Source organism: Pelagibacterium flavum, from assembly GCF_025854335.1.
GTDB lineage: Bacteria > Pseudomonadota > Alphaproteobacteria > Rhizobiales > Devosiaceae > Pelagibacterium > Pelagibacterium flavum.
Genome location: NZ_CP107716.1, coordinates 2,866,484 through 2,892,277, shown reverse-complemented (window position 1 = coordinate 2,892,277; position 25,794 = coordinate 2,866,484). Strand labels below are relative to the sequence as shown.

The 25,794-nt window shown below is 59.4% G+C and carries 24 protein-coding genes; 17 read left to right on the top strand and 7 right to left on the bottom strand.

The genetic code is table 11. The features are described 5' to 3' along the window. Nucleotides 1-194: 194 nt before the first annotated feature. A protein-coding gene (locus OF122_RS14570; protein WP_264224916.1) for an IS3 family transposase occupies nucleotides 195-1,324 on the top strand; the annotation gives its coding sequence in 2 pieces (ribosomal slippage) (nucleotides 195-438 and nucleotides 438-1,324; 1,131 coding nt in all). A gap of 97 nt (nucleotides 1,325-1,421) precedes the next feature. Here OF122_RS14570 and OF122_RS14565 read toward each other — a convergent pair. Next, nucleotides 1,422-2,498: an integrase gene (locus tag OF122_RS14565; RefSeq protein ID WP_264224915.1), complete on the bottom strand. Its 1,077-nt coding sequence runs from the start codon at nucleotides 2,496-2,498 to the stop codon at nucleotides 1,422-1,424. A gap of 179 nt (nucleotides 2,499-2,677) precedes the next feature. Here OF122_RS14565 and dusA point away from each other — a divergent pair, with 179 nt between their 5' ends. Continuing rightward, nucleotides 2,678-3,628, top strand: a complete 951-nt coding sequence (gene dusA, locus OF122_RS14560; RefSeq protein WP_408636246.1) for a tRNA dihydrouridine(20/20a) synthase DusA — start codon at nucleotides 2,678-2,680, stop codon at nucleotides 3,626-3,628. A 6-nt stretch (nucleotides 3,629-3,634) separates the two neighbouring features. Here dusA and OF122_RS14555 read toward each other — a convergent pair whose 3' ends face one another. Next, nucleotides 3,635-4,258: a class I SAM-dependent methyltransferase gene (locus tag OF122_RS14555; protein WP_264224914.1), complete on the bottom strand. Its 624-nt coding sequence runs from the start codon at nucleotides 4,256-4,258 to the stop codon at nucleotides 3,635-3,637. Between the two features lie 97 nt (nucleotides 4,259-4,355). On the opposite strand from OF122_RS14555, the gene OF122_RS14550 reads away from it, so the two are divergent. Beyond that, entirely contained in the window at nucleotides 4,356-5,282 is a 927-nt protein-coding gene (locus tag OF122_RS14550; RefSeq protein WP_264224913.1) for a LysR family transcriptional regulator, read from the top strand. Here the strand turns inward: OF122_RS14550 and OF122_RS14545 are convergent. Both OF122_RS14545 and OF122_RS14540 read right to left on the bottom strand, forming a co-directional pair. Continuing rightward, a complete protein-coding gene (locus OF122_RS14545) occupies nucleotides 5,251-5,937 on the bottom strand; it encodes a retropepsin-like aspartic protease family protein (RefSeq protein WP_264224912.1) in 687 nt (228 codons plus the stop codon). The two genes, OF122_RS14550 and OF122_RS14545, sit on opposite strands and share 32 nt — an antisense overlap. A 17-nt stretch (nucleotides 5,938-5,954) precedes the next feature. Continuing rightward, the gene (locus OF122_RS14540) at nucleotides 5,955-6,701 is read right to left on the bottom strand and encodes an adenosylcobinamide-GDP ribazoletransferase (RefSeq protein WP_264224911.1); all 747 of its coding nucleotides are present in this window, start codon (nucleotides 6,699-6,701) and stop codon (nucleotides 5,955-5,957) included. 149 nt (nucleotides 6,702-6,850) lie between these two features. Here OF122_RS14540 and cobT point away from each other — a divergent pair, with 149 nt between their 5' ends. Both cobT and OF122_RS14530 read left to right on the top strand, forming a co-directional pair. Beyond that, complete coding sequence (cobT, locus tag OF122_RS14535; protein ID WP_264224910.1) at nucleotides 6,851-7,867, top strand: nicotinate-nucleotide--dimethylbenzimidazole phosphoribosyltransferase; 1,017 nt, start codon at nucleotides 6,851-6,853, stop codon at nucleotides 7,865-7,867. An 86-nt stretch (nucleotides 7,868-7,953) separates the two neighbouring features. After that, on the top strand, nucleotides 7,954-8,637 hold the full coding sequence (locus OF122_RS14530; RefSeq protein ID WP_264224909.1) for a glutathione S-transferase family protein: 684 nt from the start codon (nucleotides 7,954-7,956) through the stop codon (nucleotides 8,635-8,637). On the opposite strand, the gene OF122_RS19685 is transcribed toward OF122_RS14530, so the two are convergent. Beyond that, a complete protein-coding gene (locus tag OF122_RS19685) occupies nucleotides 8,634-10,157 on the bottom strand; it encodes a sensor histidine kinase (protein WP_319019370.1) in 1,524 nt (507 codons plus the stop codon). The genes OF122_RS14530 and OF122_RS19685 overlap by 4 nt on opposite strands. Nucleotides 10,158-10,482: 325 nt before the next feature. Here OF122_RS19685 and OF122_RS14520 point away from each other — a divergent pair, with 325 nt between their 5' ends. Next, complete coding sequence (locus tag OF122_RS14520; protein WP_264224908.1) at nucleotides 10,483-10,959, top strand: Lrp/AsnC family transcriptional regulator; 477 nt, start codon at nucleotides 10,483-10,485, stop codon at nucleotides 10,957-10,959. 100 nt (nucleotides 10,960-11,059) lie between these two features. Here OF122_RS14520 and moaA read toward each other — a convergent pair whose 3' ends face one another. Continuing rightward, the gene (gene moaA / locus OF122_RS14515; protein ID WP_264224907.1) at nucleotides 11,060-12,073 is read right to left on the bottom strand and encodes a GTP 3',8-cyclase MoaA; all 1,014 of its coding nucleotides are present in this window, start codon (nucleotides 12,071-12,073) and stop codon (nucleotides 11,060-11,062) included. 172 nt (nucleotides 12,074-12,245) lie between these two features. On the opposite strand from moaA, the gene rpiA reads away from it, so the two are divergent. The 7 genes from rpiA (at nucleotide 12,246) to gltX (ending at nucleotide 20,697) form a co-directional block, all read left to right on the top strand. Beyond that, complete coding sequence (gene rpiA / locus OF122_RS14510; protein WP_408636337.1) at nucleotides 12,246-12,911, top strand: ribose-5-phosphate isomerase RpiA; 666 nt, start codon at nucleotides 12,246-12,248, stop codon at nucleotides 12,909-12,911. Between the two features lie 30 nt (nucleotides 12,912-12,941). Continuing rightward, nucleotides 12,942-13,505: a DUF2059 domain-containing protein gene (locus tag OF122_RS14505; RefSeq protein WP_264224905.1), complete on the top strand. Its 564-nt coding sequence runs from the start codon at nucleotides 12,942-12,944 to the stop codon at nucleotides 13,503-13,505. Between the two features lie 109 nt (nucleotides 13,506-13,614). Further along, on the top strand, nucleotides 13,615-14,994 hold the full coding sequence (gene gor, locus OF122_RS14500) for a glutathione-disulfide reductase (RefSeq protein ID WP_264224904.1): 1,380 nt from the start codon (nucleotides 13,615-13,617) through the stop codon (nucleotides 14,992-14,994). 125 nt (nucleotides 14,995-15,119) lie between these two features. Then, nucleotides 15,120-16,496 carry a class II 3-deoxy-7-phosphoheptulonate synthase gene (locus OF122_RS14495; RefSeq protein WP_264224903.1) on the top strand — a complete coding sequence of 459 codons (1,377 nt, stop codon included), beginning with the start codon at nucleotides 15,120-15,122 and terminating at the stop codon, nucleotides 16,494-16,496. A gap of 136 nt (nucleotides 16,497-16,632) precedes the next feature. After that, nucleotides 16,633-17,571 carry a hypothetical protein gene (locus OF122_RS14490; RefSeq protein ID WP_264224902.1) on the top strand — a complete coding sequence of 313 codons (939 nt, stop codon included), beginning with the start codon at nucleotides 16,633-16,635 and terminating at the stop codon, nucleotides 17,569-17,571. Nucleotides 17,572-17,701: 130 nt separating this feature from the next. Continuing rightward, nucleotides 17,702-19,372, top strand: coding sequence for an NAD+ synthase (locus OF122_RS14485; RefSeq protein WP_264224901.1), 1,671 nt, complete (start codon nucleotides 17,702-17,704; stop codon nucleotides 19,370-19,372). Continuing rightward, nucleotides 19,369-20,697 (top strand): glutamate--tRNA ligase, encoded by a 1,329-nt coding sequence (gene gltX / locus OF122_RS14480; RefSeq protein ID WP_264224900.1) that lies wholly within the window; start codon nucleotides 19,369-19,371, stop codon nucleotides 20,695-20,697. The genes OF122_RS14485 and gltX overlap by 4 nt, the downstream gene beginning before the upstream one ends. Here the strand turns inward: gltX and OF122_RS14475 are convergent. Beyond that, nucleotides 20,642-21,769 (bottom strand): DUF2865 domain-containing protein, encoded by a 1,128-nt coding sequence (locus OF122_RS14475; RefSeq protein WP_264224899.1) that lies wholly within the window; start codon nucleotides 21,767-21,769, stop codon nucleotides 20,642-20,644. The genes gltX and OF122_RS14475 overlap by 56 nt on opposite strands. 124 nt (nucleotides 21,770-21,893) lie before the next feature. On the opposite strand from OF122_RS14475, the gene OF122_RS14470 reads away from it, so the two are divergent. The 4 genes from OF122_RS14470 (at nucleotide 21,894) to OF122_RS14455 (ending at nucleotide 25,770) form a co-directional block, all read left to right on the top strand. Beyond that, nucleotides 21,894-22,913, top strand: coding sequence for a fumarylacetoacetate hydrolase family protein (locus OF122_RS14470; RefSeq protein ID WP_264224898.1), 1,020 nt, complete (start codon nucleotides 21,894-21,896; stop codon nucleotides 22,911-22,913). A 474-nt stretch (nucleotides 22,914-23,387) separates the two neighbouring features. Continuing rightward, nucleotides 23,388-24,794, top strand: coding sequence for a cysteine--tRNA ligase (gene cysS / locus OF122_RS14465; protein WP_264224897.1), 1,407 nt, complete (start codon nucleotides 23,388-23,390; stop codon nucleotides 24,792-24,794). Then, on the top strand, nucleotides 24,791-25,273 hold the full coding sequence (locus OF122_RS14460) for a GFA family protein (RefSeq protein ID WP_264224896.1): 483 nt from the start codon (nucleotides 24,791-24,793) through the stop codon (nucleotides 25,271-25,273). Before cysS ends, OF122_RS14460 begins: the two co-directional genes overlap by 4 nt. Then, on the top strand, nucleotides 25,270-25,770 hold the full coding sequence (locus OF122_RS14455) for a GFA family protein (RefSeq protein ID WP_264224895.1): 501 nt from the start codon (nucleotides 25,270-25,272) through the stop codon (nucleotides 25,768-25,770). The genes OF122_RS14460 and OF122_RS14455 overlap by 4 nt, the downstream gene beginning before the upstream one ends. Nucleotides 25,771-25,794 lie beyond the last annotated feature (24 nt).

Here is a 25,794-nt window from a genome sequence, read left to right as displayed (position 1 = left end):
TCAGTGCTTAGCGAAGGTCAGATTCTGTTGAACGCGCCCGCCATCGCTCTTTTCCAGAACCAATTTCGCCCCGGCAGGGGTTTCCTCAATTTGAACGGTTTCAATGCCGTTGGCGACCACGCGCCATTCGCCGTCTGAATAGCCCCTAGATTTCTGGACGCCTTCTTCCCTAAATTTGAGGCAAGGAGGCCATGATGCGGTCTGGCAATTTCAGTGATGAGTTCAAGCGTGATGCGGTCGCGCAGATTACCGAGCGGGGATACCCCGTTGCGGAGGTTTCGAAGCGTCTCGGCGTGAGCCCGCATTCGCTCTATGCTTGGAAAAAGAAGTTCTCTAAGCCCTCGGGATCGGACGATGTGGATCAAACAGCAGAGATCCGGCGACTGAAGAAGGAACTGGCGCGCGTCACCGAGGAGCGCGACATCTTAAAAAAAGCCACCGCGTATTTCGCCAAGGATGCAAAGTGAGATACGCGTTCATTGCCGAGCATCGCCAGCAGTTCACGGTTCGGGCAATGTGCCGTTGCCTGCGCATCCGACCCAGCGGTTTCTACGCGTGGCTGAAGAATCCGCTGAGCAAGCGGGCGTTGGAAGATGCACGTCAGACGGAGCTCATCAGCAATGCCTGGAAGGAAAGCGGCAGGGTCTATGGCTACCGCAAGCTCCATGACGACCTTCTCGATCAGGGAGAGACCAGTTGTGCCAACCGCATTGCTCGTCTTGCGAGGCTTGCCGGGATCAAGGCGCAGATCGGCTACAAGCGACGGCCCGGCTCCTATGGCGGCAGGCCCTCGATCGTGGTCGACAATACCTTGGCCCGCCAGTTCGATGTGGAGGCTCCAGACAGGGCGTGGGTGACCGACATCACCTACATCAGAACCCAGGAAGGCTTTGCCTATCTGGCCGTTGTCATCGACCTGTTCTCACGTCGTGTCATCGGCTGGTCAATGCACAGCCGCCAGACAACCGACGTCGTGTTGCAGGCTTTGCTCATGGCAGTGTGGCGTCGAAAGCCCAAGAACAAGGTCCTGATTCATTCCGACCAGGGTTCCCAGTTCACCAGCATGGACTGGGCAGCATTTCTCAAGCATCACAATCTTGAGCATTCAATGAGCCGACGGGGGAATTGCCACGACAACGCTGTGGCAGAAAGCTTCTTCAATCTGCTCAAGCGTGAGCGGATACGGCGCAGAACCTATCGAACACGCCAAGAGGCAAGGCAGGACGTGTTCGACTACATCGAAATGTTCTACAACCCAAAACGAAAGCACGTCCGGAACGGGATGCTGTCACCCGTCGAGTTCGAACGACAGCAGGAAAACTAACCCGAGGGTGTCCACGAAACTCGGGGCTATTCATTTTAGGTTCGACCACCCCACCATTGGAGCGGCTATTTAGAGCGCCGGGAGCCCCGACGCTGGGTTAGGCGCTGGTCACAAATTCAAACCAAGGCCAATTTTCGTATTTATCGCCCGCCTGATCGAGATGGGTGTATCGTTGCAGGCTCGCCCAAGTGCGATGGCCAGTAACTGCGGCGACGTTTGGTATCTGCCAGCCCATTTCAAAGAGCCGGGATGCGCCTTCGTGGCGCAAATCGTGGAACCGCAGGTCGTCAATCTCAAGGTCCTGGCACGTGCGCGTGAATGCAGCCGAAATTGCGTCTGTGCCATGAGGAAAAATACGTTCCTGCACGCGCGGCATGGCTTTGATAATAGCCATCGCTTCGGGCGGTAGATTAACCCAAGTGTCGTTGCCCATCTTATCGCCGGGGTGCTTCATATCGCGCACCAGTATGCGGCTCTTGGTTTCGTCCAGATCGGCCCATTTGATCCGCGTGATTTCCTCTTGTCGTCTGGTCGAAAACAAGGCGAACGCGACGATATGAGTCATCGGGTTTGAATTCGGGCGAAACGCTCGTTTGGCCTTGAACGCTGTCATGAGCTTGTCGAGTTCGGCCAATGTGGGCCGCCGCTCGCGCTTCTTTGATTTCGACGTGTAGCCTAACCGACGCATCACTGCGCTGGCGTCCTTCATGGCTTGCGGGTCCAACGGGTAGCCCCATGCAGGCCGGGCAATGGCAAAGATCGCCGCCAGATGGGACATGTAGTTTCCGACCGTTTGGGGTTGCATCTTCTGGTGAAGTTCGCGTCCAAACGCTACAATGTCATCCGACCGAATTGCGTCACATCCCAATTCGGCAATAGGGTAGCCTTTGATAGAACGCAAAACTTGTTCCTTGGTCTTGCCGATGGCCTTGGCCGAGGTTTCGGTGTACTTATCTATTGCATCGGCAAGAGTGCCCTTGGGGGCATTCTCCCGTTCGATTGCGCCGGGTTCGGCTAGTTCGGTTTCCCGCTTTTTGATCCATGCATTTGCCGCCTGTTTGCGGTCGAAGGTTTGGGCTTGGCGGTAGACGATCTTGCCCCCGCGTTTTATCAAGATTTGAGCGGTGTAGCCGGTTGAGCCGTTCCTGCGCTTGCGCTCTACTATAGTGCCCATGGTACGACATTCTCCTTTTCAGTACGACATTGTTGTACTGGGTACGACAAAACGGTCAAACACGATCATAAACGAGCAAAAAACGACAGAAACGAGCAAGCCCCATGTCGCTGGAATATATTGAAAAAAGCGCAAAAGCTATGCTTTCTGAGGGTCGCAGATTTTCTATCGCGCCCATGATGGACTGGACAGATCGGCACTGCCGCTATCTTCACCGGCAGTTGACCTCGCATGCGCTCTTGTTCACCGAAATGGTCACCAGTGCGGCGCTGGTGCATGGGGATGCCGAACGGCTGCTGGGGTACAATGACAGCGAGCATCCGGTGGCGGTGCAACTGGGTGGGTCCGATCCGCTCGAATTGGCTCAGGCCGTCCGGATTTGCGATCGGTTCGGCTATGACGAAATCAACCTCAATGTCGGCTGCCCGTCCGACCGGGTTCAATCTGGACAGTTCGGAGCATGTCTAATGGGCGTACCGGGGTTGGTGGCCCAGTGTCTATTGGGCATGGCCGAGGCGACCGACACCCCGATCACCGTCAAATGCCGCATCGGGATCGACGAACAGGACATCGAGGCCGACCTCGATCGCTTCGTTGATGCGGTGGTTCCGACTGGCATAGACGCACTCTACGTTCATGCGCGCAAAGCCTGGCTCAAGGGGCTTTCACCCAAGGAAAACAGGGACATACCGCCCCTGAACTACGATCGGGTGTATCGGCTGAAACAGCGCCTTGGCGATTTTCCCGTGATGATAAACGGTGGCATCAAATCGCTCGAGGAGTGTGAAACTCACCTTCAGCATACCGACGGCGTCATGCTCGGTCGCGCCGCATATCACGATCCGATGATTTTGGGCGTCACTGACGAAAAAATATTCGGCGAGGAGCGCGCTGCGGTAACACTCGATGACATCGAGACCGCCATGACCGCCTATGCGGAAGTCGAGTTGGGCAAGGGCACGCGCCTCAACCAGATCACCCGCCACATGCTCGGCCTGGCCAACGGACTGCCCGGTGCGCGGCGTTTCCGGCAGATTCTGAGTGTCGAAGCCTGCAAGCCTGGCGCAGGGCCCGAAGTGATCGCTGCAGCTTTTGCCCAGATCGATCAGGCGGCGGTTCGCGTCGCCTGAGCGCTATCACCCCGGCTTGCGCGCCACCACGAACAGCGCCCGGTCTGGGCCGGGTTTCCAACGATGGGCGATCTCGAAACCGGGTCGCTTGATCTTGGCGATCACCTCGTCGGTGCTCATGACCTTAAGGATCGGCAGCAGGCCCAGCGCGCGTCCGATAGGTGCTAACACCTTGAAATAGCCCATGGTATCCCCCAGACATGCCGTACTTGAGACGAAATATCCCCCCGGCCTGAGCATGCGATAGACTCTGGCGATGACGGCATCGGGATCTTTGAGCAGATGCAGAATGCTCAAACCGAGCACCATGTCGTAGGGTTGGTCGGGGAGTGGCAAAGTGGTGATGTCGGCGCGCTCGAAAGTTATGTTGGTAACCTCGGCCTCATGAGCACGCTGGCGCGCTTTCTCGAGCATGCGTTCGGAAAAATCGATCGCCAGGATATGAGCAACGTGAGGGGCGTGCGCAATCGCTGTTCCGCCGGTCCCGCAACCGAATTCGAGCAAGCGCATGTCGGGCCGCAGATAGCCCTGCGTGACCCGGAGCTTTGTCTCGTAGTCGTCTTCGTGGGTTATCGGCAGACGCGCGTATTTGTCCGCAGTCTTGTCCCAGAACCTGCTTGTCGCAGTCATCGCAGCTTCCCTCAGTCCCGCTCCATTGTTCCCAGTTTACTGCAATCCGGCTCATAGAGAAATTGCGCAATTTTGTACGAACGCTATACATATTTGCATGAACACGAGACCACCCGGCTTTGATTGGAACCAGATGCGCGCCTTCCTCGCGACCGTCGAGGCGGGCTCTCTTTCGGCCGCGGCCAAGGCTTTGGGGCTGACACAACCCACGCTCAGCAGGCAGATTGCCGCTCTTGAGGGCGATCTTGGCCTGCTGCTCTTCGAGCGCGTGGGGCGGCGGCTGGCGCTGACCGATGGTGGGCGGCGGTTGGCCGAGCATGTGCGCGCCATGGGCGCCGCAGCCGATCGGATTGCCATAACGGCGTCCTCTCAATCGCAGGCGCTGGAGGGCAGGGTGCGGATCACGGCGGTCGACATTCTGGCCGCCCATGTTCTCCCGCCCATCCTCCAAAAGCTCTATACCGTTGCGCCGGGAATCGAGGTCGAAATCATTGCTTCAAATTCGATCGATGATCTGATGCGCCGGGAAGCCGATATCGCCATTCGTCATGTCAGGCCCGATCATGAAGATCTGATCACGCGCCGGTGCCGGGACACGGAAGTGGGGCTCTACGCGGCAACCTCCTTTATCGAGAAATTCGGCCGGCCCACACAGCCCAGCGACCTTGCCGAGGCGCCTTTTGTCGGCTTTGCCCCCGACGACGCCGTTGACCAGGAGCTCAATAAGCGCGGCATACCGGTAACCCGTGGCAACTTTCGCTGGCTCTGCGTCAGCTCGCTGGTGGGGCTGGAGTTGATCAGGCGAGGGCTAGGGGTCGGGTTGACCTTCGCCGACGCTGCGGATCAGTTCCCGGACCTCGAGCGCATCCTGCCCCAGATGGAGCCCCTGCCGGCGCCCGTATGGCTCACCGTACACCGTGAATTGCGCACCAGCCCGCGAATGCGCATTGTCTTTGACCTCCTGGCTGAAGCCTTCGCTCCGGGAGCGGAGGTCAATCGTGAAGCTCCAGGGAGTCTTGGCTGACGGTATAGCGCGAGAGCGTTTCGAGGAACGTCATGCCCAGAAGCGAGGTTTCCAGCGCGCTGTCTTCAACCACGAAGGCACGGATATTGCGGCGCACGATATTGCCCACCTCGATCTGCTCGATCCGGATGGGAGCCGCAGTGCCCGTGCCGTTGGCCGTCTGAACGGGAATTGTATAGCGCAGGCTGTCAGTATCGATGCCGGCTGCCTCCGCATCGCCTTGGGACAGGACAACGGCGCTGGCGCCGGTGTCAAAGATCATGGGCACCTCGGTGCCGTTGATCCGGGTGTCGATGCTGAAGCTGCCACCGAACGAGCGGGAGACGTGAACGTTTCCTGTTTGTGGGTCGACGATGGCGGCACCGGGCTGCAGGGCGCCGAACACCCGCTGCCCCATACGCTCAAGGTCGCTTCGGTAGGTGTAACCGAGCACCAGAATGCCGCCGATGGCGATCCAGATGACGAACCCCGACAGGATCTCACCCAGCCTGTGCCGGCGTCCCACCAAGGCGCTGGCAATCAGCGTTCCGATCACCACGAGCGGAATGGCGCTCGCCGTCTGCGCTTGCGTCAGCCCGAAGACGGCACCGGCATCGGCGCTGATGGCGACAGCAAGGCCGACCACGATCAGGATGGCGAAACCAACAAACAGCATGAAAGATCCAAAAGCGTTCAAGCAGCGATCATACGCATAAAGGTTGCCAATAGGGCAATTTCAAGCAGCGCCTGCAAAGCGCCGATGAGATCGCCCGTTTGGCCGCCCACCAGCCGATCACAAAGCCGTGTCCATCCCAAAGCGATGATTGCGGCGATGGAGGCGCCTAGCAAAAGGCCAAGTGGCTCAACGAACGGCACGGCAAGAACCGCAGCGATGACGAGAGCGAGAACGAGCCCGAACCCGAAAGCGTTCCGCGAGAGCCTGCCGGCGGCGGCGGACGCTCCGCTGATGCGCGCCGGTGGCAACGTCATGGCGATATAGAGCCCGCCCGAGCGCGCAAGCAGTGCCGCTGCCAGCCAAACGGACGCCGCGACCAATCCGCCATGTGCCGCCAGGGAAGAAAGGGCAGCGACCTTGAGCCCGACCACAAAGACGATGGCGAGCACGCCATAGGTTCCGTGGCGGCTGTCCTTGAGGATTTCCAGCCGCCGCTCGGCAGTGCCGCCTCCAAACAGCCCGTCGGCTGAATCCGCTGCGGCGTCCTCACTCATGGCGCCGGTCACGATGGCTGAGCAAGCGGCGGCCGCAATGGCCGCAAACAGGAACGGAATGCCGCCCGCAATGGCGATCAGCAGGAGAATTGCCGGGCCGATCCCGATCAGGATGCTGGCGAGTGGCAGCACACGCGCGATTCGATCGAGATTGGGGACGATGTGAGGTCTCCCCCCGGTCGGCAGACGCGAAAAAAAACGCAGCGCCATGACTAGGTCTGCGATGACCCCACCGTCTGTTGCGGGCGACGCGCCGGCGTTGGAAGTCCTGCTGTGCTTGTCGGCATCGATCAATTGCGTTTTTCCTCTTTTCGTCCCAAAAGGAGCGCCCCTCATATCACTCGAATCCGGGAGCGACCATGTCTGCCCAAGCCTTCACCGATTTCCAAGATCTCCTGATGCTCGGGCCGGACGGCGATGAGGCGGCGGTTGCGGCGGTGCGGGCGCGCGACGCGCATTTGACCAAACCGGCCGGGTCGCTGGGTGAGATGGAATTTCTGGTCGAGCATATGGCTCGCTGGCAGGGCAAGGCCGAACCGACATTCGAAGATCCGATGGTTGCCATTTTTGCCGCCAATCACGGGGTAACCGATCAGGGCGTTTCGGCCTTTCCGCCTGATGTTACCAAACAGATGGTCAACAATTTCACCAAGGGTGGTGCGGCAATTTCCCAGATTTGCGCGCTGCATGAAATCAATCTGCGGGTGTTCGAGTTGGCCCTGGACGTGCCGACCGGTGACATAACGGTTGTCCCCGCCATGGACGAGCGGACCTGCGCAGCAACCATCGCCTATGGCATGGAGGCCATCGCGGGGGACGTCGACCTTTTGTGCATCGGCGAAATGGGAATCGGCAACACCACCGTCGCAGCCGCGATTTACGCGGGGCTTTATGGCGGCACCGGCGCCGACTGGGTGGGACGCGGCACTGGTGTCGATGATGCGGGGCTCAAGCGCAAGGCCGATGCCGTCGATCGGGCTCTGGCCCGTCATGCTGGGCGGCTCAATACGCCCTTTGAGGTTCTCTCCAATCTGGGCGGGCGCGAAATCGCTGCCATGGTGGGCGCGATCATCGCGACCCGGCACCAGAAGGTGCCGCTGATCGTCGACGGGTTTGTGGCAACGGCCGCTGCCGCCATCGCTCATGCGGTCAATCCCGCTTCTATCGATCACTGCCTTTTCGGTCACGTCTCGGCCGAAGGCGGTCATGCGCGCGCGCTCGAAAAGATGAGCGCAAAACCCTTGCTCAATCTGGGGATGCGGTTGGGGGAGGGGAGTGGCGCTGCACTGGCGGCCGTCCTGTGCAAGACGGCCCTGCACGTTCACAAGAACATGGCGACCTTCGGGGAAGCTGCCGTTGACGAGAAACTGGGCTGAGCGGAACCGCGAAACCCTCTCGGACTGGTGCTTCCGGAATCTGCCCAGAATCCGGTAAGTGACGCTTGTTTTGACGGAGAAATGCCATGTACGCGCTCTATATCGCCAACAAGAATTATTCCTCCTGGTCGCTGCGGCCCTGGGTCCTGCTCAAGACGCTTGGCATCGAATTCGATGAGCGGTTCGTGCCCTTTCTCCAGGGCTCCAGCTACGAAGAATTCCGTAAATTCTCGCCCACCGGCCTCGTGCCATGCCTGGTGGATGGAGATCTGACGGTCTGGGATTCGCTGGCGATCACCGAATATGTCGCTGAGGACCATTCCAGCGTCTGGCCGGCAGATCGAGCGGCACGCGCTTGGGCGCGTTCGGCAACGGCCGAAATGCACTCGGGCTTTTCGGCGTTGCGCAACATTTGCGGAATGAACGTGGGTGTCAGAGTGCGCATGCATGAGATCAGCGCGGCGCTGCAAGCCAATCTCGACCGGCTTGACGAACTTTGGGGCGAAGGGCTTTCGCGGTTCGGCGGGCCGTTCCTCGCCGGTGAGACGTTCACCGCGGTCGATGCGTTCTTTTGCCCGGTTGCCTTCCGTATTCAGACCTATGGGTTGGAGCTCGGCGAGAAGTCCATGGCGTATTCACAAAGGCTCCTGACCGTGCCGGCCATGAAAGAGTGGTACCAGGCGGGGCTTGCGGAGACCATCCGGGACGAGCCGCATGACGCCGAAATTGCGCTGGCTGGAACGCTGATGGAAGATTTGCGGGCCGTTTAGGAGGCTTCGGAATAAATCTCGAGCCTGTTGCGCTGCTCGACCACCGGCGCGATGCCTTCCATGACCCGCGCGCGCGGGAAGGTGGCGATCACTTCGGTACCGAAGCGCAGCTTGGAGAACAGATCGAACCGTCCCTGATGCAGATCCATGATCTTTTGCACGATGGGCAGGCCCAGCCCCGCGCCCTGTTCGGCGGTCTTTTGCGCCAGCGAGCCCTGGCCGAATGAGGACAGAACGGTTTCGATCTCGTCCTCGGGGATGCCGGGGCCATTGTCGACAACAGAAATGAATTGCCCGCCATCGGTCGACCGTCCCACGGTGAGAACGATCTTGCCCGATTGCGGGGTGAACTTGATGGCGTTCGAGAGCAGGTTGAGGACCACCTGACGCACGGCGCGCTCGTCGCCCCAGATCTTGGGCAGCGAGTCTCCGGCCTCGAACTGAAGGTCAACATTTTTGGACCGGGCCCGGATTTCGAGCATGCGACGGCAGTCGTCGGAAATATCGACGAGCGAAATGGCCTCTTCGTTGAGGTCGTACTTGCCGGCCTCGATGCGCGAGAGATCGAGCAGTTCGTTGATCAATGTCAGAAGGTGTTGCCCGCTCGCGTGGATATCGCCCGCGTATTCCTTGTACTGCGGAACAGCGTGAGCGCCCAGCAGCTCCGATTTGAGAACCTCTGAAAAGCCAATGATCGCGTTGAGCGGCGTGCGCAGCTCATGGCTCATGGTGGCAAGAAAGCGCGATTTGGCGATATTGGCCTGCTCGGCATGGCGCCGGGCTTCGTCCGACATCGTCCTGGCTTCCTCGAGCTCAAGAATCAGAGCGTCTTTTTCCCATTGATGCTCGAGATTGCCGATTTCGGATTTGTAGAGCTGGCGGGTGAGAAACAGGAAGAAAAAGAACGCCCCGATGGTCACAACCGACATTGCGTAGTTGAGCGTCCCGCCGCTCCAGATGAGCATGGCCGCCACCGACACCGTGCCGGGGAAGGTGGTGACCAGCGTGGCGCTGGGCAGCGTGCGCGTGGCGACCGCATTTGCTGCAACGCCGACCAGCAACATGGCAAAGATGATGATCTGGATATCTTCTCCGCCGCCTGCAATGGTGAGGATAGGCAGGGTGGCCCAGGACAGGCCCGTGATCGTTTCGGCGATTATGAAGGTCTGCGTCCACCGCCCGGGGTTGAACCTGGTATTGTCTTGCTTGCGGAACCCGCGACAGATCATGGCGACGCCCAGATTGGCGATGCCGACCGCGCTCGCCCAGAGCGCGGCTATGACCGGATCGATCCACAAGATGGCGGCAAGCGAGAGGATGCTGAGGAGCGCGAGTGTGGGAAGAAGGCTTGTCAGCCGGGCGCCAGCATACTCGGCCAGCAGTTCATAATCGAAAGTGACCCGTGTGCCCGAGCTTGATGTCAGCTTCTGGCGGGCGTCGAGAACAGCGCGCTGGACCGTACGGCGCGATTCTCCCCGACGCGGCGCTTCGGTTGCACGGTTTGGCTGGCTGGACGCCATCGAACTCTCGTTACGCTACTCAACTACTCATCAGGTCAGCAAATCCCGCCAACCCGTACGCGAGGCTTAACGCTAAGCCACGCGTGGTTAACAGGACGTTGAGCCGTGCCGGACAGTTAGACGCAATTTTCACCATACTCAGCCGAAAGCTCCCTGGCCGGGCGGCTGCGGGTAACCGAAAGGGGAGAAATGGCCATGGTCGGACCCCGATTGGTTTGCCTTGACACGGGCAATGCTGGCACGTCAAATGCCATGCCGAGGCGGACGATTTTCCAGAATACTGGAAATTTTCGTTGATTTTAAGAATACTATTTCAGGGGCTTCTATGGCGCTCGACAAACTCGACCGCAAAATTCTCCAGCTTTTGCAAAAGGATGCCACGATGCCTGTGGCGGAAATCGGCCGTAAGGTCGGTTTGTCCACCACGCCATGCTGGCGCCGCATCCAGAAAATGGAGGAGGAGGGTGTCATCAAGCGCCGCGTTGCGGTGCTCGATCCCGAAAAGGTCAATGCGGGCGTCACCGTGTTTGTTGCCGTCAAGACCAACGAGCACAACGATGCCTGGCTGCGCAAATTCGCCGCCGTGGTTGAGGATTTCACCGAGGTCGTCGAATTCTACCGCATGAGCGGCGACGTCGACTATCTTTTGCGCGTGGTCGTGCCATCCATTCAGGCCTATGACGTTTTTTATAAAAAGCTGATCTCCAAGATCGCTCTTTCCGATGTCAGCTCGTCCTTCGCCATGGAGCAGATCAAGTATACGACAGCGCTGCCGCTGGAGTTTGCCGTGGTCGGCGACTAGAGCGTGTACAGATAAAGCGGATGCCACTTTATCGGTTCGGACACGCGACCAAACAAAGACTTGGAGCAACTGAAGCGGTTCATAGAAGCGCTGAAATGCTCTAGCCGCCGGTTACCGACATGTGCCGTCCGACTGCGGGGGCGGAGCGGCGTTCAATCACGAAATCATGCCCCTTGGGCTTGAGGATCATTGCCTGATCGAGCGCGGCATCGAGACCCTGTGGTCCGCCCTCGCGCAGGGCGGCGCGCAGATCGACGCGATCCTCCTGTCCCAGGCACATATAGAGCTGACCAGTGCAGGTCAGTCGGACGCGATTGCAGCTTTCACAGAAATTGTGGCTCAGCGGCGTGATGAACCCGATGGTGCCGCCGGTCTGTTCGACCCGCATATAGCGGGCGGGTCCGCCGGTGCGCTTGGCAATCGGGGTCAGTGTAAAGCGCTCTGCGATCCGGTCGCGAACAGTTCGCAGGGAAAGGTGGGTATCGGCACGATCAAAGCTGACATCGCCCAGCGGCATTTCCTCGATAAGGGTCAATTCGAACCCTTCCGAATGTGCCCATTCGAGCATGGGCAATATCTCGTCTTCGTTGACGTCCTTGATTGCTACCATGTTGAGCTTGACCGAAAGCCCGGCGTCGCGGGCCGCGTAGATGCCGTCGAGCACTTGCGGCAGGCGCCCACGCCGGGTGATCGCCGCAAACTTTTCACCATCGAGCGTATCGAGCGAGACATTGACACGACGGATGCCCAGCTCCGCAAGTCGTCCGGCGTGCTTTGCGAGCTGGCTACCATTGGTTGTGAGCGTCAATTCATCGAGTTCGCCCCGCGCCAGATGGCTCTCGGACAGGGTTTCGATCAGCTTGATGATGTCGCGCCGCACCAGCGGCTCTCCGCCGGTGAGGCGGACCTTGCGAACACCGCGCCTCACGAACGCGCCAATGACCTCCTGGATTTCCTCGAAGCTGAGCACCTCGCTTTTGGGCAGGAAGACCATATCTTCGCCCATGCAATATGTGCAGCGAAAGTCGCAGCGATCGGTCACTGAAACCCTCAGATAGGTGACGTGCCGGCCGAAACTGTCGACGAGAGGGCGCTGGGTCGAGTGATCTGTCATCAGCCGAATATAGGCGCTATTGCGCGCAGCGAAAAGCCACGTGCGATGCGCGGCTATGCAGGTATCGACATTGGTAGCGTTGACACAAGCTCCGAACTGCCGTTCTAGAGGCAAAACCGGGAGATTTCAGAACGTGAGCGAAGACCTCAAGCGCAGTGCGGCCCTGGCGGCCATGTCGGAAATCCGCTCGGGCATGCGAATCGGGCTCGGCACCGGCTCGACGGCAAAACACTTTGTCGACCTGCTCGGCGCTGAAGTCGCAAACGGATTTGAGTGCCTGTGTGTCCCCACATCGGAAGTGACCGCCGAGCAGGCACGCGGGCTCGGCATTCCGCTGACCACTCTTGACGATATCGATGGTCTCGACGTCACAATCGATGGCGCGGACGAAATCGACAGGAATTTTCAGCTCATCAAGGGCGGCGGCGGCGCACTGCTGCGCGAAAAGATCGTTGCCGCGGCTTCGGCGCGCATGATCGTGATTGCGGATGACAGCAAGCTTGTCGACACGCTGGGCAAGTTTGCACTGCCCATCGAGGTCAACCTTTTTGGCCTTGCTGCGACCGAACGGGCAATCGCCGACGTGATGGGGCAATTCAATGCTCTGGGCGGAAGAACGCTACGGAAAAACGTCGACGGTGAAACCTTCGTTACCGACGGTGGACACTATATCGTGGACGCATCTTTTGGCCGTATTTCAGACGCAAAAGCACTTTCCTCGGCGCTGCTCGAAATTCCCGGCGTCGTCCAGCACGGGCTGTTCATCGATTTGTGTTCCGACGCCTATCTTGCTACGCCCGGGGGGACGATCAAGCTCTCCGAGCATGTGAAATCTTAACCCGATCATTCGTAAGGGACCGTACGCAAAATGACTTTCCTGCCCACTCTGCGCCGGCTCGTAGCGGCGCTTGTTCTGTCCGGTGCCGCGCTGGTGGCCGTGGCCCCTGCCAATGCGCAACAGGAGATCTCGCCCGAGCATCTCGCAAAGGCGCGCGAATATGTGGACATGACCGATTCAGCCCAGCTCTATGAACGCACGCTTGTCGAGATGGGCCTGCGGGTCATGCGGCTGATGATTCAGGAAGATCCTTCATTGCGCGATCCGCTGATCAACGCCCTGCAGACCGTATATGACGGCTACCTGACCAATCGCGATCCGCTCTATAATCAGTTCGCCCGCATTTACGCCATTCGCTTTTCTCTCGAAGAACTCGAAGAGATTGTGAGTTTTTATGAAACCCCCGTTGGCCAGAAGCTGCTGAGCCAGAATGCGGGCATCAACGAAGACCTTCAACTGGCGCTTGGGGTATGGAGCCGCAACACAGGCAACGAGTTCCTGTCGCGTGTGCGCTCCGAACTGCGCGACCAGGGATACAATGCCCCCGAGGTCGAGGCGCCTGTATCTGAAGGCGAGGAGGCGGCGCCACAATAAGATCGGTATCTGCATCTTTGATTTAACCCCCGTCTGGCAGGACGGGGGTTTTTTTGTGTTCACCGGGCGCCTATATCGTTCCGTCAACACAGCAGCGGCGCGGGGATCCATGAGCGAGAAGTTTGATTTGGTCGTGATCGGTGGGGGATCAGGAGGTGTGCGGGCTGCACGGGTTTCCGCCCAGCTTGGTGCCAAGGTCGCAATTGTCGAAGAATATCGCTACGGCGGCACCTGCGTCATCCGCGGCTGCGTGCCCAAGAAGCTCTTCGTTTATGCATCGCGTTTCGGAGATCTTTTTGATGTAGCGCCCAGTTTCGGCTGGACGGTCGATGCGTCATTCGACTGGCCCACCCTTCTGGCCAACAAGGACAAGGAAATTGACCGGCTCGAAAGGATCTATGAAACGCTGCTTGATGGTTCCGGCGTAACGATCTTCAAGGCTCGAGCTAAGGTGACAGGCCCTAACGCGGTCGAGCTTTCGACCGGGGAGCAGTTGGAAGCCGAGCGAATTCTGATCGCCACCGGCGGCGCTCCGTTCAAGCCCGACATTGAGGGCAGCGACCTGGGCATAACGTCAAACGAAGCCTTCCATCTCCAATCGCTACCCAGAACAATTTTGATTGAAGGCGGCGGGTATATAGCCGTCGAGTTTGCGACGATCTTTGCCGGATTGGGCGTCGATACGACGCTGGTCTATCGGCGGGACAGAATCCTGCGCGGCTTCGATCACGATGTGCGCGATGGCCTCGAAGACGCGCTCCGTGAGCGGGGCGTCAGGTTCCGGTACGGCTATCACATCTCGAAATTGCGCAAGGACGGAGAGGGCGTGTGCGTTTCGTTCTCCCATGGCGAGGAAGCAACTTTCGACGCGGTGATGTTTGCCACCGGCCGTCACCCCAACACGGGCGATCTTGGGCTCGATACCGCCGGCGTGCAACTTGACCAGACGGGTGCCGTGGTGGTCGACGAGTATTCGCGCTCCTCGGTGCCATCCATTTATGCGGTTGGCGACGTGACGGGCAGGGCGGCCCTGACCCCCGTGGCCATCCGGGAAGGGGCGGCGTTTGCCCAGACTGTCTATAACAACACGCCGACCACCGTGCCCTATCATCTTATTCCCACCGCCGTCTTTTCCGAACCGGAAATCGGCACTGTCGGTATGAGCGAGGAAGATGCCGCTGAGCGCTATCGCTCGATCGACGTCTATCTGACCCGCTTTCGCCCGATGATGAATACGCTATCTGATCGGCAGGAAAAGATGATGCTCAAGCTCATCACTGAAACCGACACCGGCCGGATTCTGGGGTGTCATATTCTTGGCCCGGGGGCCGGTGAGATGATCCAGCTCGTGGCCATCCCGCTGGGGATGGGCGGAACCATGGCTGATTTCAACCACACGATTGCGGTACATCCAACCGCGGCCGAGGAACTTGTGACCTTCAAATCGCCCAGCTATCGCGTAGTCGATGGCGAAAAATGCAATCCGTAAGCTTGCGGGCAAGCCGGTCGACGTGTTCGACCATAGAATACTTGGCAGCGGGTGCCGTAGTTGGTAAACCGCCGGACCTCCCCGGCTTCTCGGGGCGGCAAACAATCTATTGAGCGAGTGAAACGATGAGCACGTGGACACCTGACAGTTGGAGGACGAAACCGATCCTGCAGGTCCCGACCTATCCGAGCCAGACAGAGCTTGAATCGGTCGAGGCCCGGCTCGCCTCGTTTCCCCCCTTGGTTTTTGCAGGCGAGGCGCGCGACCTAAAGGCCAGTCTGGCCGAGGTCGCCGCAGGTCGCGCCTTCCTTTTGCAGGGCGGTGATTGCGCCGAAAGTTTTGCTGAACATCACGCCGACCATATCCGCGATTTCTTCCGTGTGTTCTTGCAGATGGCAGTGGTTCTGACCCACGGGGCATCCAAGCCCGTGGTCAAGGTCGGCCGGATTGCCGGCCAGTTTGCCAAGCCGCGTTCGGCAGACACTGAGACCATCGACGGCGTCGAGTTGCCCTCTTACAGGGGGGATATCATCAACGGCATAGATTTTACGCCCGAGGCGCGAATCCCTGATCCCAACCGTCAACTCGAGGCCTACAGGCAGTCGGCGGCAACGCTCAATCTGTTGCGCGCCTTTTCCGCTGGCGGATTTGCCAACCTCTCGCGCGTCCATGAATGGACGATGGGATTCGTCAAGGATTCCAATTGGTTTCCTCGCTACGAGGAAGTGGCTCAGAAAATCGATGATGCCATCGAGTTTCTCGGCGCCCTTGGACTGAGCCCGGAAAACACGCCAGTGCTGCGTGAAACCAAGTTCTTCACCTCCCACGAAGCGCTCCTGCTTGGTTACGAGCAGGCCATGACACGTCGCGATTCCATCACCAACGATTGGTACGCCACTTCGGGTCACATGATCTGGATCGGGGATCGGACCCGCAATCCCGACCATGCTCACGTCGAATATTTCCGCGGCATCAACAACCCGATCGGGGTCAAGTGCGGGCCATCCATGTCTTCCGATGACCTCAAGCGGCTCATGGACCTCCTTAATCCCAAGGACGAGGCCGGGCGTCTGACGCTGATCGCGCGGTTTGGTTCTGACAAGGTCAATGAGCATCTGCCCCGCCTTATCGAAACGGTCAAATCCGAAGGGCGCACGGTTGTCTGGTGCTGTGATCCGATGCACGGCAACGTCGTCAAGGCATCGTCCGGCTACAAGACCCGTCCGTTCGACCGCATCCTTTCCGAGGTGAAGTCGTTCTTCGATATTCACCGGGAAATGGGCACCATCGCCGGTGGCGTGCATGTGGAAATGACGGGCCGGGATGTCACCGAGTGCACAGGCGGTGTTTCGGCGGTGACCGAAGCTTCGCTGTCGGATCGCTACCATACCCATTGCGACCCACGCCTTAACGCCAGCCAGGCACTAGAATTGGCATTCCTTATTGCCGAGGAAATGCACGGCCAGCGCACCCATGGCACCCCCAAGGCCGTCGGGTATTAAGAGGGCGCAATACTGTTGAATCCGAAAAGGCGCTGTCCAGGGGCAGCGCCTTTTGTTTTTCCATTTAGCCAACATTAACCCTAACGGGCCCATAACTAAGACGAATGAAATTATTTCGCGTCGTTCGGAGGGCTCAATGTCGCGTCTTCTCACAGGCCTTGCCGTGGGTCTTTTGTCTGCCGCCGCAAGCGGCCAGGCGTTAGCCGCCGATTGGGGCGTGCAGCAAGAGCCTGTGTTCAAGCCGGCCTACCCCGTCGATATGATGCCATATGAGGACAGCCTCGATTTCGAGGCCGGGATCCGTTATTTCTACGGTATGGGCGGGCAGCGCGCGACGATTGCCGGGCAGAATTACACAGCCGACGACTCCAGTCACTTTGTCGAAGTGCACGGCAAGATCGACGACAGTTCGACCAACACCTATGTTCAGGGCAATCTCGGCTATGCCGCGGCGATAGAAAATTCCTACCAAACACCAACTAGCGGTGGCGTGCAGACGACCACGACCGGCGCAATTGCCTATGGCGGCGTCGACTTTGGTTATCTACCCGTCAACACCGAAGGCTTCGCGCTCGGGGGGGTCCTGGGTTACCAGTATCTCAATGAATCCGCGTATATGGGACGATCCTCCTATCTTATGGAATCGGGCGGCGGTAACAGTGACCCAAACTCGCTCGAAGTTCATGGCCTGCGCCTTGGCGCGACGGCCCGTGCCGACCTTAACGATGTGTTCGACGTACGGGTTGATGCCGCGGCCATTCCCTACGCATCTCTTAGCGGTACTTACGGGGCGTTTGATCTTGCCTCCATCGATCCGGCCCTGACACAGGGCAATGCCCCACAGATTTCCGGTCACCTCTATGGCGGCGCACTCGAGGCCATGGTTGGCTTCAAGCCACATGAAAATTTTGCAATTAGGGCTGGTGTGCGCGGCTACTATCTCACCGGCCCAACTGAGACCTATTTCGAGTCGCGCGACCCGGTGGACCCGACTGTGTCACAGGGGTTTACAACCCAAGGCACCATGGAGTTGTTCCGCTGGGGCCCTGTCATCGAACTGACCGGCACCTTCTAGGACGCCAAAATAAGATCACGACAGAGCCGGGCGGTTTTCGCAGCCCGGCTTTGCCTTGCGCCGCCTTGCCCTCGGGCGTTGCGCACTATAAGTCTGGCGCGCTTCTCATGACTGCCGGACATAGAATTTCGTGACCGATACACTCCGCATTGCTCTCGCTCAGCTGAATCCCAAAGTCGGTGCGATTGCCGAAAACCTCGCGACCGCGCGCAAGGCGTTGGCGGAGGCCGAGGCGGCGGGCGCCGACATCCTGATGTTCACCGAACTCTACCTGACCGGCTATTTCCCCGAGGATTTGCTCTTTAAGCGCCAGTTCGTGACCGAGGCGATGGAGGCAGCGAGGGCCCTTTCGCGCGCGACGAAGGGGCTCAATGTCTCGGTTCTGCTCCCCACTATCTGGAGTACCGACGGCAAGCTCTACAACAGCGTCGTTCTGGCCGAGGATGGGGCGATCATCGACCGGCGGAACAAGGTCGAATTGCCCAATGACGACGTCTTTTATGAAAAACGCTATTTCACCGCCGGCGACTTGCCCGAACCGATGACGATCAAGGGACTGTCGATCGGCGTGCCGATCTGCGAGGACGTTTGGCATGAACCGGTCTGCAAGGCGCTGGCCAAGCATGGTGCGGAAATCCTGTTGTGCCCCAATGGTTCGCCCTATTGGCGCAACAAGCAGCGCCTGCGGCTCGAACTGGTTCGCCAGCGCGTGCGGGAAACCGGCTTGCCGATGCTCTATTCCAACCAGATCGGCGGGCAGGACGAACTTGTGTTCGATGGCGCCAGCTTCGGCATTAATGTCGATGGCTCACTGGCTTTTCAGGGCAAGAGTTTCGTGCCCGATATGGTGCTTTCCGACTGGCGCAAGGGCGATGCCGGCTGGCACTGCGTCAAGGGCCATGTGACCGAACTGGTCCCGGTCAACGAAGCGCCCTGGCATGCGGCGATGCTGGGCTTGCGCGACTATGTTCACAAGAACGGTTTCAAGTCGGTCGTATTGGGGCTGTCCGGCGGTATCGATTCCGCGGTGGTTGCGGCGCTGGCCGTCGATGCGCTGGGCGCTGAAAATGTTCATTGCCTGATGCTGCCCTATCGTTACACCTCGGAAGCCAGTTTGCGCGATGCCAGGGCGTGTGCCGAAACGCTTGGGGTTCGCTACGATATCGTGCCGATTGGCGCGCCCGTCGACGCGGTCAACGAAAATCTCGCGCCGGTTTTTGAGGGCTATGCGCCCGATATCACTGAGGAAAACCTGCAGTCGCGCATGCGCGGGACCATTCTGATGGCGGTTTCCAACAAGCTCGGCTCATTGCTTATTACGACCGGCAACAAGTCCGAGATGGCCGTGGGCTATGCCACGATCTATGGCGACATGAACGGCGCATACAATCCGATCAAGGATATGCTCAAGATGCAGGTTTGCGGGTTGGCCGAATGGCGCAATTCCTACTACCCAACCGACGTGCGTGGCCCGGCTGGCGTGGTCATTCCACCTGAGATCATCTCCAAGGCCCCGAGCGCCGAACTGCGCCCCGATCAGACCGATCAGGATTCGCTGCCGCCATACCCGGTGCTCGATGCGATCATCGAAGCGCTGGTGGAAGAGGAGCTGTCGCTGGCCGAGATCGTCGCTAAGGGGTTCGATGCAGAACTTGTAAAACGCATAGAGCGGCTGATCTATATCGCCGAATTCAAGCGACGCCAGTCCGCTCCGGGGCCAAAGCTCACGCCCAAGGCCTTCGGCATTGGACGGAAATATCCGATTACCTCGGGATATCGTGACGGGAGTGTCGCCCGATGAGCGTTGTTGTTCGCTATGCGCCGTCGCCCACGGGTCGCCTGCACCTGGGCAATGCCCGCCCCTTGATTCTCAACTGGCTGTTTGCGCGCAAGAATTCCGGCAAGTTCATTTTGCGTTTTGACGATACCGACACCGCCCGCTCGACCGAAGAGTTTGCTGCGGGGATCGAAACGGACCTCGCTTGGCTCGGTATCGTTCCCGATCTCAAGGTGCGCCAGTCCGATCGGCTCTCGCTCTATGATGCCGCCCGCGACCGGCTAATTGCAGAAGGACGGCTCTATCCAGCCTACGAAGCGGCCGACGAACTCGACCGCAAGCGCAAGCGCGCCCGTGCCCTGGGTCGTCCACCCATCTATGATCGCGCCGCGCTCGATCTGACCGCAGAGGACAAGGCAAAGCTCGAAGCCGAAGGCCGCAGGCCGCATTGGCGGTTCCGGCTCGATGGACGTGCCGTCACGTTTGACGATCTCATCAAGGGCAACCAGACGGTCAATACGAGTTCGATGTCGGATCCTGTGGTTATCCGCGAGGATGGCAGTTATCTCTATACGTTCACCTCGGTCGTCGACGATATTGATATGGGCGTGACCCATATCATCCGGGGAGAGGACCACGTTTCCAACACCGGAACGCAAATCGAGATATTCGAGGCGCTTGGAGCAGCCGCCCCGGTCTTTGGCCATCATAATCTTCTGACGGATGCCGAAGGACAGGGGTTTTCCAAACGCCTCGGCTCGCTCTCGATCAGCCAGTTGCGCGACGATGGCTACGAGCCGCTGGCGGTTGCCATCATGGCGTCGATCACCGGGACGTCACTGCCAGTCGAGCCGTATCCCGATCTCGATGCGATTGCTGAAAAGCTTGAATTTTCGATGATTTCGCACGGATCGGCGCGTTTCGATCCTGCCGAACTCGAAACCCTCAATGCACGCATCGTCCATGCCATGGATTTTGTGGCGGTGCAGAAGCGGTTGGGTCCTCTCGATGGCATGACCGAGGCAGCATGGCTTGCGCTGCGCGAAAACATCTCAAGGCTCTCCCAGCTTGTGCCGCTCTATGAAGAGGTGGTTGTCAACGCCACGCCTATCGTGGCGGACGATGACAGGGACTTCATCGCTCTGGCTCGGGAAACCTTGCCCGAAGAGCCCTGGGACGAAACCACCTGGGGCCAGTGGACGGGCATTCTCAAGGAAAAATCGGGCCGTAAGGGCAAGGCTCTTTTCCTGCCGCTGCGTCTGGCACTGACCGGCAGTCACGAAGGTCCCGAGCTTAAGGCGCTTCTGCCGGTTCTGGGACGTAAGGTGTCTCTGGCCCGACTATCCTGACCTCTCTGTCTCCAAACGCGACGACCCGCATTTCCGGACCTTGGAGATCGGGCTGATCGATTGCAGGTTCGGCGGTGCCATCCGCTCTGGGGCGTGGACGCGGCAATGGCACATAGACCAGATCGGCTACCACCGTCTCGACTTGCTGGGCGCCACGCGGGTCAGGCTGGGGCAGAGGAAATTCCAGATCGCCGAAGGCAATGACCGCCCGAGACTGCTCGCCCTGGTCGTTAAGGGCGATGGTTCCGACCGTTTCACGGGTCTGGCAAGAACAGCTCGTGTCGATCTCTTCGCGGAAGCGGAACGCATAAGACATCGACCGGTAGGGCGTTCCCGAGAGCGAGATCATGTCTTCGGGTTCCTCCCCGGGGTTGCGATAAGAAAACAGCGCGACCTCGGTGCCCGGACACATCTCATGGCACCTTATGGCGTCCTGACCAACATAGTCGTCTGTGGTCGAAAAGCTGATCGGCCAGTAAAAACCATCGCACGTCCGTACACAGACGGTGCGGCGCGTCTGCTGCGTGCTCCATGGATTGAAGGACCCGTCGATATAGTCGTATCCGCCCCCGAAGATGTCGTCGAGAAGGCCGCCCCGCGTTCCCTCATTGTCAAAGGTGACGCCAGACTGGCCCGTGTCGCAGCCATAGCGCTGATAGTCGGCCATGACCTGCTGGTAGTTCTGCGCCATTGTCTGGCCTTCCCTGGCCATAGAGGTCAGCTGTTCGACCTGGCTGCGGCCCAGAGTAATCGAACGGGCGATCGACTGGCACTGACCCGATAGCGCCTGTCCGGCATTGAGAATTTGCTGGCAGCCTGACGCGCTCCACTGGCTTTCTGCCTGCCTCACCTCGACCTGGCGGTTCTGGAGTTCGCGCACGATACCGTTGAAGCTCTGAAACATCTGGTTGCGCTCGATGCCGCGCAGGATGGCGGTGATCTGGCCGCAATTCTGATTCTGCGCCATCGCGGCGGACATATCGGCAAAAATGAAGGCAAGAGATGCCAGAAGGGCAATCAGCAGGCGCACCGACCCGGCAAAAGAACAACGAACTGAAATCATACCGTCCATGAAATGCCCGCTGCGACCATCGCAATCCGCTTATCAGGCTTTTGTCTCAACGCAAGGCTTTAACTGTGCCAAGGTATGAGCCATCTTAGCGGCCAATGCCAATCACTTCCGGTCTTATCCACTTATGAAACTCGCCACGCTGCGCAACGGTCGTCCCGACGGACATCTGGTTATCGTCTCGAAAGACCTTGCCCGTTTCGCATCTGCTGGGCGCATAGCGTCCAACCTGCAGGACGCACTCGACGAGTGGGAGCGCTGTGCGCCAATTTTGCGTGCCGTCAGCGACCAGCTCAATAATGGCGAGATCGCCGGCATGCCGTTCGACCCTCGCGAAGCGCTGGCGCCGCTGCCTCGCGCTTATCAGTGGATCGACGGCTCGGGCTACATGGTGCATCTCGACCGGGTTCGCACCCTCAAGGGCAGTCGCGACGAGGAGCTGCAGAACGAGCGCCCGCTTATGTATCAGGGCGGTTCGGACAGTTTCGTCGCGCCCACCGGGCCGATTGTCGTGCCCGAGGATGGCCTTGCCGTCGATTTCGAGGCGGAAGTGGTCGTGGTCACCGGCCATGTGCCGATGCGTCCGAGCCGGGAGGTTGCCAGCGCTGCCATTCGGCTGATCGGGATATGTAACGACGTTTCGCTGCGCCGGCTGGTCCTCGACGACCTTCAGAACGGGTTCGGATTTTTCCACGCCAAGCCCGCCACCAGCTTCGCCCCGATATTTGTGACCCCCGACGAACTTGGCGAAAGCTGGAAGGATAACCGGTTGCACCTCAAGGTGCGCGTGCACGTCAACAACAGCCTTTATGGCCAACCCAATGCCGGCAAGGACATGCGGTTCGATTTCGCCGACCTGATCGTCACAGCCGCGCAGACGCGCGAGCTCGGTGTCGGCACCATCATCGGGTCAGGAACCGTCGCCAACGCCCACGACGAAATATTGCCGCTCAAGCATGACGGCATCGGCTTTGGTTGCATCGCTGAAGCGCGGACCGCGGAAAAAAGCAAAATCGGCAAAGCGCGCACGCCTTTCCTGGCTCTTGGCGACATCGTGCGGATCAACGCGGTGGATGCTGACAACCGGTCTGTTTTCGGTTCGATCGAACAAGTGGTGAAGCTGTTGGCGTCGGCCGAGGGACGGTAGGCATAAAGCGGCATTGGCGAGTTGCTGACGGCGTGCGGGACGAACTGCTGCGCGTTGGCTCGGTAGGAGTTGGCGTACTCGGCCTTGCTGCAGGCTTGGCGGCCGTCAAAAGAGCGGCGCTCTAAAACTTTCCGTGATCGGTATGGTCGCGGCGGGTTTACCGTGCCAGTCTCAAGTATCGGAACACGGGCAGTGGTTCCGGTCCATCCGGCCACGGGTGGCATACACTTTCTGACTAAACTCCAAGGTCTCCGTTCTAGGGGTGGCGTGTCGGCGCCGCCCCTATTTTCATGCTTGATTTGGCTTTTGTTCCCGTCCATTGTGCCCGCCATGAAAACCAATGGCCTGATCTGCATTATTGGCTGCACCATTATCCGCTAACGTTAAGTTGGCGGCGCGGTTTTCATTTTCCCGGCACAAAGGAGTGGACCCGCTGCCAGCAGCGTAAACTCTTGCGCCTGGGGACATCACTTTATGCCGTCGCAACTGCCGACCCTGAGACTTCACAACACACTCACCCGCACCAAAGAGGACTTTGTGCCCATCGATGGGAGCAATGTGCGGATGTATGTGTGCGGGCCGACGGTTTATGACTTCGCCCATATCGGCAATGCCCGCCCGGTAATCGTCTTCGACGTTCTGTTTCGCCTGCTGCGTCACCTCTACGGCGACGATCACGTGACCTATGTGCGCAACATCACCGACGTCGACGACAAGATCAATGCCCGCGCTTTGCGCGATTACCCCGATCTGCCGCTCAACGAGGCCATCCGCAAGGTGACCGAGAAAACGGCCTCCCAATTCGAAAAGGACGTAGCCGCGCTCGGTTGCCTCTCGCCCTCGGTCGAACCGCGCGCCACCGAGCACATCGATGGCATGATCGCCATTATCGAACGGCTGGTCGCCAAAGGTCACGCCTACGAGGCAGGGGGCGAGGTGCTGTTTCGCGTTTCCTCCATGGCTGATTATGGTCAGCTCTCGGGCCGCAATCTGGAAGATAACATTGCCGGTGCCCGCGTGGCCGTTGAAAGTCACAAGGAAAATCCCGCCGATTTCGTGCTCTGGAAGGGCTCGAGCGACACTGAGCCGGGCTGGGAGAGCCCATGGGGTCGCGGGCGTCCGGGCTGGCACATCGAATGCTCGGCCATGAGCGAAGCCTTTCTGGGCGAAATTTTCGACATTCACGGCGGCGGACTGGACCTGATCTTCCCCCACCACGAAAACGAAATCGCCCAGTCGCGCTGCGCCCACGGCACAGAGGTGATGGCCAATTACTGGATGCACAACGGCTATCTGCAGCTCGAGGGCCGCAAGATGAGCAAGTCGGAAGGCAATTTCGTCACCATCCACGATCTGCTGGAAACCGAAAAGTTCGGTGGACGGAAATGGCCGGGCGAGGTGCTGCGGCTGGCCATGCTGATGACGCACTACCGCGAGCCGATCGACTTCTCGGTTGCACGGCTGGAAGAGGCCGAGAACAAACTCGTCAGTTGGCAGCGCGCCGCGCGGGCCGGGAAGGAAACAGCCCCTGACGCGTCCACGATTGCCGAACTGGCAGATGACCTCAATTTCTCCCGCGCATCGACGGTTCTCGATGCCATGGCACGCAAGGCCAACCGGGGGACAATCTCTGCCGCGCATTGCCTCGCCGTCACTTTGGAATTCTTCGGCTTTCCGGTCGACAGTCTTTTGAAAAATGACGCTGACGATTCGTCCGGTATCGAAGCTCGGATTGATTCCCGACTGAGCGCTTTGATTGCCAAAGACTTCGCCACAGCCGACGCCATCCGCAATGAGTTGCTGGAGGATGGCATCCAACTGATGGACTACAAGGATCCGGAAACCGGGGAGCGCCGCACCAAATGGGAGATCAAGCGATGAGCGCGATCGAAGCCAGCAAAACCCTGACCGGCGGTTGCCAGTGCGGCGCTGTCCGATTTGCCACCAAATTGGTCGGACGCGGCTCGATCTGCCATTGCCGCATGTGCCAAAAGGCGTTCGGCAGCTTTTTCGGGCCACTCGTCACCTCCCACGACGGGCATTGGACGCGAGGAACACCCAAGTGGTTTCAGTCGTCCGACGCCGCCCGCCGCGCCTTCTGCAGCGATTGTGGGACCCCGCTGGCCTACGAGACCAAGTTCGGCCTGGAGTTGGCCATCGGCGCCTTTGACGAACCAGAAAAGGTGCCGCCCGAAATTCAGGTCAATCTGAGCGACAGGGTGTCCTTTTTCGAGGGTCTGTCCACCCTGCCGGTGCGCGAGACGACCGATGAATGGCGCGACTTCATGTCGGGCATTCATTCCAACCAGCATCCCGACCATGACACGGAATCCTGGCCGCCAAAGGAGGAAACGCTATGAACCGCATCGATATGGAGGTCAGCGGAGGCTGCCAGTGCGGCGCCGTGCGCTATCATTCCACTCAGATTCTCGATAATTCGCATCTGTGCCATTGCCGGATGTGCCAGAAAGCGTCGGGAAGCATTTTTGCCGGGCTTGTCGCAGCGCCCGACGAAACCTTGGTGTGGACCCGCGGCAAGCCGGCCATCTGGCGCAGTTCGGATAATGTGGAGCGCGGCTTTTGCGCCAATTGCGGCACGCCGCTGTTCTATCACGACGTCAACAATGGCCGCACCAACCTCATGATCGGCTCGCTCGATAATCCGAACGCCTTCCCGCCGGGTGCCAACACCGGCACGGAAGGGGCGGTCACCTGGTTCCAAACCATCACGTCCATCGAGGATGGCGGCGCAACCGAGACCGACCGGGAAGCCTGGGCTTCCGCCATCAAGGCGACCAACCACCAGCACCCCGATCACGACACACCTGAGTGGCAGGCGACCCCGAGGCAGCAATGAGCGACGCCGAGACTGGTGGTCGCC